Consider the following 12,729-nt stretch of genomic DNA (forward strand, 5'->3'; position numbering starts at 1 on the left):
GATTCCATGACATCCGTCACATCGGATCCGGGACCTAGGCGTGCCGGATAGTAGAAGCCGCTCTGACGACATATGGGATTTGTCCGGCTTGGAGTGCGCATACGCCGCGCCTGGATTCACGACTCTCCGCCCTCGAGCCACCTTCATCCGTTTCTGTGCACACGTGGGGATTTGACGGGGCGACAGAATTCCGCGGTGGTGCCGGAAACCGGACCAGCGCGCCCCAGCCCCATGGCAAGGGCCGCCCGGGCCTACGAAGCGAGCTAGTACTGAGGGCCTTTGCGCTCCATGTGAAGGCGTCCTAAGAATGACGACCCGCAGGACGCCGCCGCAGCTCAGGAGCGGATTACGCATGGGTAAACATCGCAAGAACACGCATTACCGGCGGATAGTCATCGCTGCCGCCGCCGTGGGCACCGTGGGCATTCCGTCCGCCGCCATGGCCTGTACCGACTGGCCTGACAGCGGCGGACACCGGTCCAACGCCGCCGAGAGCAGCGCAACGAAGGACTCGTGGAACAAGAAGGACTGGTGGAACGACGCGAGCTGGGGCCGCCCCTGGAACGCCGACCAGAGCGGCGAGCCCTCGTGGACGACATCGGCGGCGCCGAGCGCCACGAACACTCCTCACGCCCCTGCGAGCGCCGGGAAGACCACCGCGCCGAGGCCGAAGGCCACAGCGCCTCGGCACACCGCACGGACCACCGCTCCCAAGCCCAGCACCACCACGTCGCCCAGGACCCGGAACACCACCACCGCCCCTCCCGCGGCCTCCAAGCCGTCGAGCACCCCGAAGGCCACCGCCACGGCGTCCGGAGTCGTCGCTCGCATCGTGGAACTCGTCAATGCCGAGCGCAGCAAGGTCGGTTGTTCGGCCCTGGCCCTGAACACGACGCTGTCCAAGGTCGCGCAGGCGCACAGTGAGGACATGGCGCTTCACCAGAACATGTCGCACTCCGGATCCGACGGCTCCTCCCCCGGAGACCGGATCACCGGTGCCGGGTACACCTGGAGCGCCTACGGTGAGAACGTGGCCTACGGTTACGCCTCTCCCGAGCAGGTCATGGCGGGCTGGATGGCCAGCCCGGGCCACAAGGCCAACATCCTCAACTGCACGTTCAAGGAGATCGGCGTCGGTCTCGCACAGCCGGGCAGCTACTGGACCCAGGACTTCGGCACCGCCCGTTGAGCGGGTGCCACCTGCCGTCGAGGTGAGCGCGAAGGGCGAAGTCCGGGTCGGGTGTGCCGAGATGGCCGAAGAGTTTGGTGAGTTTGCCGGGGCTCCGGTGTACTCGACGGTGTCGCGGGCTGCCAGGTCGGTCAGGGTGAGCGTGCCGAGCGGGAGGCCGCACAGGTCGGCCTCGGTGAGGGCGATCTCGACGTCCGGGTCGGCCACGGCCGGTCCGGTGCCGGTGCCGGTGCCGGTGCCGGTGCCGGAGGTGAGGACGTCGTTGTGCAGCCGCGTGGTCACGGTGCCGCGGAGGGCCCGCGACATCTGCCCGGCCCCCGACTTCGAGCTCCTGCCGGAACACGTCGAGCACACCCGCGCCAAGATCGGAGACCCCTGTGGCGGACGCCGCCCCGGCAGTCGTCACGCGAGGTGCGGATTGCCGTTCGAGGCGCCGAGGCCGCCGTCGACGCGGATGTGGGCTCCGTTCACGTAGCTCGCCGCCGGACTGGCCAGGAACGTGATGACGGAAGCCGCCTCGGCTGGATCGCCGAAGCGTTGCAGCGGTACCCGGTTGAGCGCGGCGGCGACGATCGCGCCGTTCTGCAGGAATCCCGCGGTCATGTCGGTGGAGATCATGCTGGGGTGGACGGCGTTGACCCGGATGCCTTCCGCGCCGTGGTCGAGCGCCATCGCGTTGGTCAGGTTGGTCACCGCGCCCTTGGCGGCGTCGTAGGCGGCCAGCCCCCAGTCGCCGCCGAGCCCGGATGCCGAGCCGACGTTGACCGATGCTGCCGCCCACGGCGCGCAGATGCGGAAGCGCGGCCCTGGAGGCGAAGAAGACCCCGTCGACATCGGTGGACATGACACGTCGCCAGCCCGTCGCGTCGATGTCGGACACGGCGCCCAACGGCTCGCAGGTGGCGGCGTTGTTGACCAGAGTGTCCAACCGGCCGTGGTCGCGGGCCACGGCGTCCACCAGCCCGGTGATCTCCTCCTCGTCCGAGACGTCACCGACCCGGGCGATCAGCGTCGAGCCCGCAGGCGCGTCGGACACCACCTTGTCCAGCTTCGTGCGCGTCCGGCCGATGATCACCACCGTAGCGCCTTCGGCGGCGAAGAGGTGGGCGGTGGCCGCGCCGATGCCCGACCCACCGCCGGTGACGATGACGACCTTGCCCGTGAACGTGTCTCCAGCCATCGGAAATCTCCAATCCCTCGTGAACCAAGCGATGTTGTTCGCCGCACGCCTTCGCGGCTGGAAGGTACGCGCGGACACGTTCGTCGCGGCCTGCCGTTCGCTGGGCATCTCCGTCCAACCCGCACGGCCGGCCACGCCGACGGACAAGGGAGTCGTGGAGCGGACGTTCGAGTCCATCAACACCCTGTTCTGCCAGCACGTCGCCGGATACGTCGGCTCCGACACCACCCGGCGCGGCCGCGACGTCCAGGCCGCCTGGACGATGGCTGAACTCGCCGATCTTTTCCACGAGTGGGTCGTTGCCCGGTGGCAGACCCGCCCACATGACTCCCTGCGCAGTCCGTTCCTGCCGGGCAAGGCCCTCTCGCCGAACGAGGTCTACGCCATGCTGGTCTCCCGCACCGGCTACCTGCCGGTCTGCCTCAGCGGTGACGACTACACCGAGCTGCTGCGAGCGGCGAGATCCCACACTCGTCCTGCGGCCCTCCCCGCTGCCCGGCATGCCCCGACCTGCCATGGCCGACGACAAGCAGGGACGGGACGCTTTGGGCGAAGCACCGGCCACACCGCCGCACCACCTTCTGGCCTGGTCAATCTGGCGCAGGCTCCACCAGGCACAGTCCAGACGCGCGCACTACCGACGACGGCTCACCTGCCACTTGGACACCTAGTGCTCTGACCGCACAGGTTGGCCGTTTTGGTGATCGTGGCGGTTGGATGGGTGCTGACGTCCGATCCGGCGGCTGGAGGCATCTGGAGGCATGGTGGCGGAAGCTGCCCGTGTGCGCAGACTCACCGACGAGGAGGGGCAGAAACTGCAGCAGATCGTTCGTCGGCGTGAACGCGCCCGCATCCGCAGCGAGAAGGGCATCCACTGGGGCGGACGTCCCCTCAAGGCCGCAGCGTGAGTGAACTTCCCATCCAGTGCGCAGCTCCTCATGAAAAGCTGGAAGCATGATGGGCGGACCCTCTGAGAACCCAGAACTCTGGGCATTCCTGGAATCACTGCACCACGGCGAGTTCCTGTCCGGCACCGTCACCGCGATCGAACGGTTCGGTGTGTTCGTTGCGCTGGACGATGGACCCGACCATCCGGTCTTCCCCGGCGTCGGGTTCATCTCCTTCGCTGAACTGTCCTGGCGACGTTTCGAGGCAGCCTCCGAGGTCGTGCAGGTTGGACAGCGCGTCTCATGCGAGTTCCTCCAGTTCGACACGTGGAACCTGGAGGCCAGACTGTCCTTGAAAGCCCTACAGCCGGACCCCTTTCAGGTATTCGCCGACACCATCGCGGTGGGGCAGAAACTGCCTGGCCGGGTCACCAAGCTGATCCCGTTCGGCGTCTTCGTCCAGGTCGCCGACGGAATGGAGGGACTGGTTCACCTGCGAGAGCTCGCCTGGAAACCCGTGAAGACTCCATCTGACGTCGTCCAGGTCGGCGACAAGATCACGGTGGTCGTCACCGAGATCGACCGAGAGCGACGCAGGCTAACCCTCTCCCGACGACAAGGGTCATCCGCCAGGGTGTGATGCGCTGCGTTCCTGCGACAGTTCCCTTGCGCGACTGTTCCTGAACGTCTGCTCAGTCAAAGGAAGGCACACTCCCCAGGCCGGTGAACCCTTGCGGCCACGGCACGAAAACGGCAGAGGGCTGGCTCGGAATCCCTTCCACTTCGCCGAAGGGTGTGGAAACCCCACCACCGCAGCCGGAGTCACCGAGCGTGCCGTCATCACATCCGATCAGGGTGAACCGGCCTGGGCGATCGGGGCAGTTGTCAAGTCATACGGATCATCCACCTCGCCACAGACTTCTGGGACCGCGACACCGTCCACGAGCAGGAGCGCGTCATGGGGTGCCGCGGGGACGGCCGCTGGCTGGACGGCACCCCCAGCACCGAGCAGCCCGTCTTCGCCCCCGACCCCGCAGGTAGGCGCCGCCCGCCTTCAGGATGGCGATGAGCGACACCACCATGTCGATCGAGCGGGGCACACAGAGGCCGAGCGGGATGTCGGGGCCCACGCCTTCGTGGATCAGCCGGTGGGCCAGCCGGTTCGCGCGCAGGTTCACTTCCCGGCAGGAGAGCCGTTCGTCCTCGTGCTCCACCGCGATCGCGCCCGGGGCACACATGACCTGTTCCTCGAAGAGATGAGGAGGCGGTACGGGTCCGGGGGAAGTCACGCGCGGTGCGGTTCCAGTCGGTGACCACCAGAGCCCGCTCCTCGGGCGGGAGCACTGGCAGGTCGGCGACCGGGCGGTGCGGGTCGTCCGCGACCGCGGCCAGCAGGTGTTCCAGACGCCGGGTCAGCCGCCGCGCGGTCACCGGCTCGAAGAGGCCGGTGTCGTACTCCAGGGCTCCGCTCAGCGCCTCGCCGTGGAGGTCGAAGCAGAGCGACAGGTCACGGGCCGCCGTACCGGGATCGACGGCGACCGGGGTGCGGGAGGCTCCGGGGCACACCGGCAGCGGGCCCGCCAGGACACCGGCCGCGACCTTGACCGGTACGGGTTGGCGGCTCGCCGAGCGCGGCGGGCGCGCGTTGCACCCGGGCCCGGCCTGTCGGGGAGGCTCCAGTGGCGTTCGTGTCGCTTCTTTACCCAGGAGGTTCCGTGTGCGCAAGCCATCATGCTCACAATAGACAACCAGTCGGCGTATACGCCTAGTTGGCGCTTGTGTCCGGTTAGGCAGGTGCAGTATTTCCGTCATACGGGCAAGTGACGGAATCGGGGGATACCAGTGAGCGATACCTTCCGGCTTGTCAGAGGTAGGCAGAGCCGCCCCTGGTGCTGCGGTCCTTACCCGTACCGCCCGCCTCCGGGAATCTGGCAGCAGTTGTCGTGCGATGGGGCGCGAACATCGCCGGAGGACCCGTGCGTTGGGTCAAACCGACACCGCTCGGTCACGGACCTGCCTCCGGAGCGGCCTATTTCGTACCCGTCCCTCTGTTTGCCGGGGCCTGCTTCGCCACCGGTGTGCTCGGTGCCGACGCCGGAGAATGGCGCCGGCCATGACCCACGATGACGCTCCTCCCCCTGGCGTTCGTCTCTCTTGTGGGAAGCATCCGGTGCGGCTTCCACGCCCGCCAGCATCTCTCCTCCTCGGCCGATATCCCGGACTGGGAACCCTCCGCTCCCGGTAGTCAGGGGCCGGCGCGACCGTCGGGGATCCGTCCCTCGAGGCGATCGCCCGCCTCAACGGTATGCCGAGAGACGTCATGTCAGAAGTCTTGCGGCCACCGGGTAAACCCGACGTGCGGGCCGGCGGCGCGCGGCGGGCGGCGGGCGGCGGGCGGGCGGATCGCCGCCCGTGGTGTCCGTACAGGCCGGGACGCCTAGAGCCTCCAGGTGCGCAACTGGTCGGCGACGTCCTGGACGCTGATGCGAGTGTCGCGGACCTTGCGGATCAGGTCGGACAAGGCGCCGTAGGGGGGATCGATGCCTTCTCCTGCCTGGGCCATGTACTGGGCGGTGAGGAACGCGGCGTAGAGGCTGTTGCGGTGTGGGAGCGGCTCCAGGCGCACGATCGTGTGCATGAGGACTGCGGCGCGCCAGGCCGTGTCCGGGTCGGCTGTTGCGAGGGTGGGCATCCGGGTCTTGTGGCGGGCGACGGCGGCGACCAGCGCGGAGTAGTCCGCCACGGTCAGGTCGTCGTGGCCGAGCGCGCTCTCCTGGACGTCCAGCAGCCAGGAGACGTCGATGTAGAGAGGCGGCATCAGGCGGCAGCAACCCCGTCACGTTCGGCGGGCGGCACTTCGTCGGGGAAGGCCTCGTCGAACTCGCCGCGCAGCCGCTCGGCCCATTCGGTCGCGCCGGCGACGAACTGCTTGCGCTGCATCTCGCGGATTCCGAGGTCGTGCAGGTACTGCTTGAGGCTCTTGCCCTCGGCGGCGGCCGCGGCCCGCACGCCTTCGAGTTCCTCGTCGGTGAAGGACACGTTCAGCGATGGCATACCAGAGAGGGTACCTAGTAGGTGCCTGCCGGTGAAGCGGGATACCGGGCCGACCCTTCAGCGTCCGGCCCGGCGGCGGCGACAAGGAGCCCGGCGCCGGACTCGGCCACCGTGAGTGGCCGGGCACCGGGCCGAAAGCTGCAGGCCGTGCTCGGCCGGCCCGGACTTGCGATCTTCTTGATCTCCCGGCGTCCCGGGAGGCTGAAGATTCCCGGTCGCCCCCCTTGCACTTCGGGTGGTCGCCACCGATCCCGTGCCGCGGCGGACAGTCCGCAGCAGGCGCCGCCCCTCGTCGCCATCGATCTCGCGGACGCGTACACGCTCCGACGCCCGCACGTGATCTCGTTCAGTGCACGGTCATGCGGGTGTCCCCGGCGGTGCGTAACCGACTGCAGCACGTCTTCGCGTTCCGCGGCCCCGGTCACATGACGCGCGTCGGCAAGTGCGAGCACATATCGCATCTGGCGCAGATACATTCATCGATTTCGTTTCTCAATGCCATGACCAACAACTGTTGGACCTCTGAATCATCGATTCCTAGGCTCGGCCAGGCAGGCCTTCCGTACGAGAAGACCTCGACCACCTGTCTTCCACACCCGGAGGAGACGTCCGATGAAGCAACGCACGATCGGCGGACAGACGGTTTCGGCGATCGGGCTCGGCGGCATGCCGATGTCCATCGAGGGCCGCCCCGACGCCCACAGATCGACCGCAACGATCCACGCCGCGCTCGACGCCGGTGTCACACTCATCGACACAGCGGACGCGTATCACCGCGACGCCGGCGAGGTCGGACACAACGAGGAGCTCATCGCCCGGGCTCTGCGCACGTACGGCCGGGGAGCGGACGACGTGCTCGTCGCGACGAAGGGGGGTCACCTGCGGCCCGGCGACGGCAGCTGGACCGTGAACGGCGATCCGGCCCATCTCAAGCGGGCCGCCAAGGAGTCGGCCAAACGCCTGGGCGTCGAGGCGATCGGCCTCTACCAGTTCCACCGCCCCGATCCGCGCGTCCCGTACGCCGATTCGATCGGTGCGATCCGTGACCTGCTCGACGAGGGCGTGATCCTCATGGCGGGAATCTCGAACGCGACCGTGGAGCAGATCGACGAGGCGAACGAGATCCTGGGCGGTCGCCTCGACTCGGTCCAGAACCAGTTCTCGCCCAGGTTCCGCTCCAGTCAGCGCGAGCTGGAACACTGCGCCGAACTAGGGATCGCGTTCCTTCCCTGGAGCCCACTGGGCGGCATAGGGAACGCGCCCGAACTCTCGTCGCACCACGCCGCTTTCCGCGAGATCGCGGACGAGGTGGGCGTCAGCGTCTACCGTGTGACCCTGGCCTGGGAGCTTGCCCTCGCGCCCGTGGTGGTCCCGATTCCCGGGGCCTCTCGCCCCGAAAGCATCCGTGACTCAGCGGCCGCCACCGACGTCAAGCTCACCCCGGAGCAGATTTCCCGCCTGTCGGCGGCCTGAGGCGCCCGGTACCGGCACCGAATACCCACTTACGAACAAGGACCCGCTCGTGAAGACGTTCAAACTGCCCGGCACCGACATGGTCGTCCCGAACATCGTGCTCGGCCTGATGCGCATCCAGGACAAGAGCGACGCCGAGGTGCGCGAACTCCTCGCCACCGCAATGGACGCCGGCATCACGTTCCTCGATCACGCCGACGTGTACGGCAGCGAACTGCACGGCTGCGAGCGCCGTTTCGCCGAGGCGATGCGGCTGAGCTCCTCGCAACGTGAGCAGTTGATCATCCAGTCGAAGGCCGGCATCGTCCGCGAAGGCCCTTACTTCGACTTCTCCTACGAACACATCATCGAGTCAGTGGACGGTTCACTCAAGGCTCTCGGCACCGACTACCTCGACATCCTGCTGCTGCACCGTCCCGACGCCCTGGTCGAACCCGAAGAGGTCGCGCGTGCCTTCGACGACCTCGCCACGGCGGGCAAGGTACGGGCCTTCGGCGTCTCGAACCACACCCCTCGGCAGATCGATCTGCTGCGCCGCCACGTCAGTCAGCCGCTGGTGGCGAACCAGCTCCAGCTGTCGATCACGCACGCCCCGCTCGTCGCGCAAGGCGTCGCGGCCAACATGCAGGGCCTGGACCAGTCGGTCAGCCGTGACGACGGGCTCCTGGACTACTGCCGACTGCACGACATCACCGTGCAGGCCTGGTCACCGTTCCAGACCGGCTTCTTCGACGGACCGTTCCTCGGCTCGGAGCGGCACCCCGAGCTCAACGCCGTCATCGATCGCCTGGCGGCGAAGTACGGTGTGCCGCCCCTTGCCATCGCGACGGCCTGGATCACCCGCCACCCCGCCCGGATGCAGGTGGTCATCGGCACGACCACACCGCAGCGCGTCGCGGACGCCGCCCTCGGATCGGACGTACCACTGACCCGTGCAGAATGGTACGAACTGTTCCGCGCCGCCAACTACATCGTGCCCTGACCGTCGGCCCGACCTGACAGCGCGGACAGGCGTCCTGGGCCACAGGTGCGCAAACCATCGCCACGCTGGCCGCGCACGCGCGGGTTCCCTGTCACACGCTCGACTGTGCGGTTCTCGGCGAGCCGGCGCAGGCACACCCGGCCCGGCCGGACGGCGTCTGCGGTATGACGTTCAGCGACGGCTGCGCGGTCGCCTTGCATCGCAACTCACCTGGAACCTGCGGGGCTGCGCAGATCCAACAGGACTTCCGCCCCGGTTTCCTGGCGGCTGCGGGGCAGGCCCAGATCGACGACGCGGTCGCGGACGCCTCGGTCCAGGGCGTGGCCCGGTCGACTCGGCGCGTTCTTCGTCAGAGAGGTCGTCGACAGAGTCCTCGACGCGGCGGATCAGGCAGCGGAGGCCTCTGATCCGCCGCGTCGGAGGGCAAGGCCTCGGCTTTGCCCAGTCGTCGGCGTCGACTGTGTCCGGCAGTCGCTCGTGGTCACGCAGCGGACCGGCGAGGTTGGTCTGGGGGTCGGGTGGACCGGCGCGGCGGTTGTCACCGCGTCGGCGCGGTTCGTGTCACCGGCTGCGCGCGAGGCAGATCAGTGTCACCGGCTCCGGCGCTGCGTCGGTCGCCTGAGCCCAAGCAGCAGCCCGGGCATCCCAGCCCTGGAGTGCGGCCTGTTCCTCGGTCATCCGCGGGCAGGTGTGCCTGGTTCGCCTCCCTGAGGGCCTGCCAGGCGTCCGGTCCAGGGCCGACGTGGCCGAGCTTGTCGGGGTTGTTCACCGTGCGAATCGTCTGGATCTGACCATCGGGTGCGTCAAGTGCCCAGGTGCTGAGGACCTGGCCATCTCGGTCGCGGAAGATCGAGCCCGGCCGGCCGTTCACCTCCTGCGGCTCGACAACGCCACCGCTCCTGATCACCAGCGGGACAAACGACGCCAGCGCCCGGAGCACGTTCTCGGCGCCAAGGATGACGGGCTTGAACCGCGGGGCCTTGCCGCCGCTGTCGCCGATCATGTGAACGTCGGCGGCCAGCAGTTCGGCCGGCCCGCCGACGTCTCCATCGCGGAAGGCGTCGAAGAAGCGCTCGGCGAGTTTCTCGCGTTCCTTCCAGTCCGCCTCGAACGAGACCCGGCCCGCGTCCATCTGACGGGGTGCACACACCGCGAGCTGGTGGCACGCCGCTTCCGACCGTCCCACGGCCGATGCGATCTCCGGGAAGCCAAAGGCGAACACCTCCCTCAGCACGAAGACCGCGCGCTCCAGCGGGGTGAGCCGCTCCAGCAGGAGCAGGGCCGCCATCGACACCGAGTCCGCCAGCTCCGCCGACGGCACCGGATCCGTACGGGTCGGTCAGCAGCGGTTCAGGGAGCCACGGTCCGACATACTCCTCCCGCCGCACGCGGGCCGAGCGCAGCACCTCGATCGAGATCCGGGTGACCACGGTCGGCAGGAACGCCCTGGCCGACCCGGGCCGGGTGGAGGCGGCCTGGTCCGGCCGCGGTCGCGCAAGACACGACTCCGCCCGCGAGTGGTCACGCGCACAGAGGAGAACGGGGTCCTCGGCCAAGTGCTGGAGGCTCCGGTCGGGGCGAGTGCGCAGGAGGCCGGCGGCGCTGGCGGCGGTCGGCCCTTGCCGCGCTCGCCCGCAAGGGCAAGTCCGGTGAGTGGGGCCACCAGCGTGCTGGGCCTCGGCGGCGGTCGGGTGTTCCTTGGGAGCTCGACCACATGGCTTCGGGACCGGGATGGAGGAAGCCGCGAGTGTTCGATGCGGCGGCGGCCAGGCTGCTTGCGGGGCTGCCGGCCGTCAACGTCTGAAGGCCGCCGGTCTGCGGTCCCCTGCCCACCGGCCGCAGAACCAGCAGGCAGTCTCCGACCGTTGCTCATCGGCCTGTCACCTGCGATGATCCATCCCTGATCCGTGACCACGGGGGAGTCCGAGCGTGGGATCTTTGAGACCAGGCAGTCACAACACAGTGTCCTGTCGGAGCGTGAAACGACCACGTATCGCTCTGCTGGCCGCGCTGGGCATCACTGCCATGTTCGTTACGGGGTGCGGAGGTTCCGGCGATGAAGGACTGCCGGTGCGGTTGGTCAATGAGTCGGCCTGGGATGCACACGTGCTCGGTTGTCCGTCATGCGGCGAGCGCGGTGTTGTGGTCGAGGGAGATCCTGACCGAACGCCGGGCGGGGGCGGCGGTACCTACTTTGGGTGGACCGAAGAACACGCATGGCCTGTGACGTACAAGGTGGTCGTCTGGGGAGTGGAGTCGGTCTGCCCGGTCATCGACCCCGAGCCCGGCAAAGCAGAGGGGGCGGTAGGCACCCGCGACATCATCTACGTAGTGGACGAGACCGGGATGTGCGTCGCGGGCCCAGCGAGCCCGGACGACTTGTGACGTCGACATGTGCGGGGTCAACCGCCTCGAAGTGCGACACGAAGTCGCACACGTCAAGCGGGAAAGCCACGAGGGAAGTAGAGGTGTGCCGACCCCGGATCAGTGTCCGTATCCGTTCCCGCGCTCAGGTGCGTCGCCGGTAACAGCGGGCGTGCAGCTGAGCGTTCAAGCCCAGAGTTCCCCGACCGCCGGGGCTGGCACAGGGTGAGAGTCCGCTCCCCGCACCCGCGGGGTTGTTCCCTACGGTGTGCCCATTCCTAGTGGCCGGCAGCCGAACGTCGCACACCGATCTCCGTGCCGTCGATGATCCCGTCCGACCGTCGACGCCCAGGTACTCAACGACCTCGGCGAGGGTGCGCAGCCGGACGTCCGGCGCGATGGTGGAGCCCCGCCGCGCGAGCAGGGGCCGCACCTCGCCGATGGCACACGTGACCCTGGAGCGGTCCACGCCGGAGCAACAGGCCGGCACGTCATGAGCGGTGCCATGACGCAGACTCAACCAGGTGATCAACAGCCGGTCCAGGAACACGAACCTGTGATTCGCGCCGGCTCCCGCAGCCGTCGCCGCGGCCGAGCCGCCAGGCGCGCCTGATGTTGTTCGTGCCACAACAGCCCCACCTCAGCCACGAGTTCATCGATCGCCTCCGCCGTCAGCCCGGTGACCCGATACTCCGAAACGATCAACTCGCGCGCCCAGCCCCGCGCCTGCTACTACCCGGCCACCGGACAGCCGGGCCGTGACTGCTTCAGCGGATGAGTCCGTCGGCAGGCACGCTGGCCCTCTCCGCCCGCGCCCGGTTCGGGTTCTCGGCTCCACCGACGACCCGCGAGGCACTCCGTGCGGCCGGTCACCAGCCGCCCCATCCGGCGGCGACAAGCCGAACAAGCTCCTGAAGACGGGCAGGACCGACGCGCACGGCAACCTGTCGGCCACCGTCACCATGTCCCGGGACACCGCCGTGACCGTCGTCTTCGAGGGCGACGCCCGCTACGCCGGCCGGACCGTCAAGTCCACCGCCTACGCGCACGTGAAGACCGCCAGCTCACTGTCCAAGTACTACCGCACCGGCACGATCGGCTCGACCCGCTACCGCTACTACCACAAGAACACCGACGCCGTGCTGACCACCACGATGACCTACTACAAGGGCCGCAAGGAGCGCCTGGACCTCCAGGTCTACTCGGGCGGCAAGTGGTACACCACGGACTCGGAGTACTTCTCCCTCGGCACCAACGGCAAGTCCATCGTCAACCTCGGCCACCCCGGGAGCTCGGGCATACGCGCCCGGGTGCGCACCTCGTACGTCGACCCCTCCTCGGGCGACAACGTGAACACCACCACGTACGGCACCTGGAACTACTTCTACTTCAGCAGCTGACCCAGGCCGGACACCGGCAAGGGCGGCGGCGCGCAGGACGCGTTGCCGCTCTTGCGCACCCATGCCTCAACCGCCGGCACGTCAGACCTGTCACGAGCACAGTGAGCCGGGCATACAGTCCTTCGTTATAGCTGGGTCGCCTACCAGTACCGCCGCCGCGAACCCCGCACTGGCTCCGCCAACACCTCACGCCGCATCCG

The 12,729-nt window shown here is 68.4% G+C and carries 13 protein-coding genes and 4 pseudogenes; 8 read left to right on the forward strand and 9 right to left on the reverse strand.

From position 1 onward, the window contains the following. Positions 1-378: 378 nt before the first annotated feature. Positions 379-618, reverse strand: a complete 240-nt coding sequence (locus AB0D59_RS42145) for a hypothetical protein (RefSeq protein WP_362576580.1) — start codon at positions 616-618, stop codon at positions 379-381. Positions 619-627: 9 nt separating this feature from the next. Further along, complete coding sequence (locus tag AB0D59_RS42150; RefSeq protein ID WP_362576581.1) at positions 628-831, reverse strand: hypothetical protein; 204 nt, start codon at positions 829-831, stop codon at positions 628-630. Position 832: 1 nt separating this feature from the next. Between AB0D59_RS42150 and AB0D59_RS42155 the strand changes: the two genes are divergently transcribed. Next, a complete protein-coding gene (locus AB0D59_RS42155; RefSeq protein WP_362576582.1) occupies positions 833-1,189 on the forward strand; it encodes a CAP domain-containing protein in 357 nt (118 codons plus the stop codon). 402 nt (positions 1,190-1,591) lie between these two features. Here AB0D59_RS42155 and AB0D59_RS42160 read toward each other — a convergent pair whose 3' ends face one another. After that, the gene (locus AB0D59_RS42160; protein ID WP_362576583.1) at positions 1,592-2,023 is read right to left on the reverse strand and encodes an SDR family oxidoreductase; all 432 of its coding nucleotides are present in this window, start codon (positions 2,021-2,023) and stop codon (positions 1,592-1,594) included. Next, a pseudogene (locus AB0D59_RS42165) lies at positions 2,016-2,546 on the reverse strand (SDR family oxidoreductase); the annotation flags it as partial. The pseudogene AB0D59_RS42165 and the gene AB0D59_RS42160, both read right to left, overlap by 8 nt. Between AB0D59_RS42165 and AB0D59_RS42170 the strand changes: the two are divergent. The 3 genes and pseudogenes from AB0D59_RS42170 to AB0D59_RS42180 all read left to right on the forward strand — a co-directional run. After that, positions 2,440-2,820: pseudogene (locus AB0D59_RS42170) on the forward strand (integrase); the annotation flags it as partial. The pseudogenes AB0D59_RS42165 and AB0D59_RS42170 sit on opposite strands and share 107 nt — an antisense overlap. Before the next feature lie 331 nt (positions 2,821-3,151). Beyond that, positions 3,152-3,277, forward strand: coding sequence for a hypothetical protein (locus AB0D59_RS42175; RefSeq protein WP_362576584.1), 126 nt, complete (start codon positions 3,152-3,154; stop codon positions 3,275-3,277). A gap of 46 nt (positions 3,278-3,323) precedes the next feature. Next, a complete protein-coding gene (locus AB0D59_RS42180; RefSeq protein ID WP_362576585.1) occupies positions 3,324-3,896 on the forward strand; it encodes a S1 RNA-binding domain-containing protein in 573 nt (190 codons plus the stop codon). 316 nt (positions 3,897-4,212) lie between these two features. Here the strand turns inward: AB0D59_RS42180 and AB0D59_RS42185 are convergent, their stop codons facing one another. The 4 genes and pseudogenes from AB0D59_RS42185 to AB0D59_RS42200 form a co-directional block, all read right to left on the reverse strand. Further along, positions 4,213-4,494 (reverse strand): AMP-binding protein, encoded by a 282-nt coding sequence (locus AB0D59_RS42185; RefSeq protein ID WP_362576586.1) that lies wholly within the window; start codon positions 4,492-4,494, stop codon positions 4,213-4,215. Positions 4,495-5,693: 1,199 nt separating this feature from the next. After that, entirely contained in the window at positions 5,694-6,074 is a 381-nt protein-coding gene (locus AB0D59_RS42190) for a toxin Doc (protein ID WP_362576587.1), read from the reverse strand. Then, complete coding sequence (locus AB0D59_RS42195) at positions 6,074-6,310, reverse strand: hypothetical protein (RefSeq protein WP_362576588.1); 237 nt, start codon at positions 6,308-6,310, stop codon at positions 6,074-6,076. The genes AB0D59_RS42190 and AB0D59_RS42195 overlap by 1 nt, the downstream gene beginning before the upstream one ends. 141 nt (positions 6,311-6,451) lie before the next feature. After that, positions 6,452-6,646 (reverse strand): annotated as a pseudogene (locus AB0D59_RS42200) (IS630 family transposase); the annotation flags it as partial. Positions 6,647-6,922: 276 nt separating this feature from the next. Between AB0D59_RS42200 and AB0D59_RS42205 the strand changes: the two are divergent. Together AB0D59_RS42205 and AB0D59_RS42210 are read left to right on the forward strand one after the other, a co-directional pair. Next, a complete protein-coding gene (locus AB0D59_RS42205) occupies positions 6,923-7,783 on the forward strand; it encodes an aldo/keto reductase (RefSeq protein ID WP_362576589.1) in 861 nt (286 codons plus the stop codon). A gap of 49 nt (positions 7,784-7,832) precedes the next feature. Then, complete coding sequence (locus tag AB0D59_RS42210) at positions 7,833-8,765, forward strand: aldo/keto reductase (RefSeq protein WP_362576590.1); 933 nt, start codon at positions 7,833-7,835, stop codon at positions 8,763-8,765. Between the two features lie 700 nt (positions 8,766-9,465). Here the strand turns inward: AB0D59_RS42210 and AB0D59_RS42215 are convergent. Beyond that, a pseudogene (locus tag AB0D59_RS42215) lies at positions 9,466-10,243 on the reverse strand (sigma factor-like helix-turn-helix DNA-binding protein); the annotation flags it as partial. 499 nt (positions 10,244-10,742) lie between these two features. Here AB0D59_RS42215 and AB0D59_RS42220 point away from each other — a divergent pair. Both AB0D59_RS42220 and AB0D59_RS42225 read left to right on the forward strand, forming a co-directional pair. Next, positions 10,743-11,150 carry a hypothetical protein gene (locus tag AB0D59_RS42220; protein ID WP_362576591.1) on the forward strand — a complete coding sequence of 136 codons (408 nt, stop codon included), beginning with the start codon at positions 10,743-10,745 and terminating at the stop codon, positions 11,148-11,150. A gap of 941 nt (positions 11,151-12,091) precedes the next feature. Beyond that, positions 12,092-12,529, forward strand: coding sequence for a hypothetical protein (locus tag AB0D59_RS42225; protein ID WP_362576592.1), 438 nt, complete (start codon positions 12,092-12,094; stop codon positions 12,527-12,529). Positions 12,530-12,729: the final 200 nt, after the last annotated feature.

Origin of the sequence: Streptomyces sp. NPDC048417, from assembly GCF_040651615.1 — a bacterium.
Taxonomy (GTDB): domain Bacteria; phylum Actinomycetota; class Actinomycetes; order Streptomycetales; family Streptomycetaceae; genus Streptomyces.

What these genes read in the sequence shown, in the direction of transcription:
- AB0D59_RS42150 (WP_362576581.1), bottom strand. Translation starts at nt 831, where the DNA reads ATGCGAGCGACGACTCCGGACGCCGTGGCGGTGGCCTTCGGGGTGCTC.
- AB0D59_RS42160 (WP_362576583.1), bottom strand. Translation starts at nt 2,023, where the DNA reads ATGTCGACGGGGTCTTCTTCGCCTCCAGGGCCGCGCTTCCGCATCTGC.
- AB0D59_RS42180 (WP_362576585.1), top strand. Translation starts at nt 3,324, where the DNA reads ATGATGGGCGGACCCTCTGAGAACCCAGAACTCTGGGCATTCCTGGAA.
- AB0D59_RS42185 (WP_362576586.1), bottom strand. Translation starts at nt 4,494, where the DNA reads ATGTGTGCCCCGGGCGCGATCGCGGTGGAGCACGAGGACGAACGGCTC.
- AB0D59_RS42190 (WP_362576587.1), bottom strand. Translation starts at nt 6,074, where the DNA reads ATGCCGCCTCTCTACATCGACGTCTCCTGGCTGCTGGACGTCCAGGAG.
- AB0D59_RS42195 (WP_362576588.1), bottom strand. Translation starts at nt 6,310, where the DNA reads ATGCCATCGCTGAACGTGTCCTTCACCGACGAGGAACTCGAAGGCGTG.
- AB0D59_RS42205 (WP_362576589.1), top strand. Translation starts at nt 6,923, where the DNA reads ATGAAGCAACGCACGATCGGCGGACAGACGGTTTCGGCGATCGGGCTC.
- AB0D59_RS42225 (WP_362576592.1), top strand. Translation starts at nt 12,092, where the DNA reads ATGTCCCGGGACACCGCCGTGACCGTCGTCTTCGAGGGCGACGCCCGC.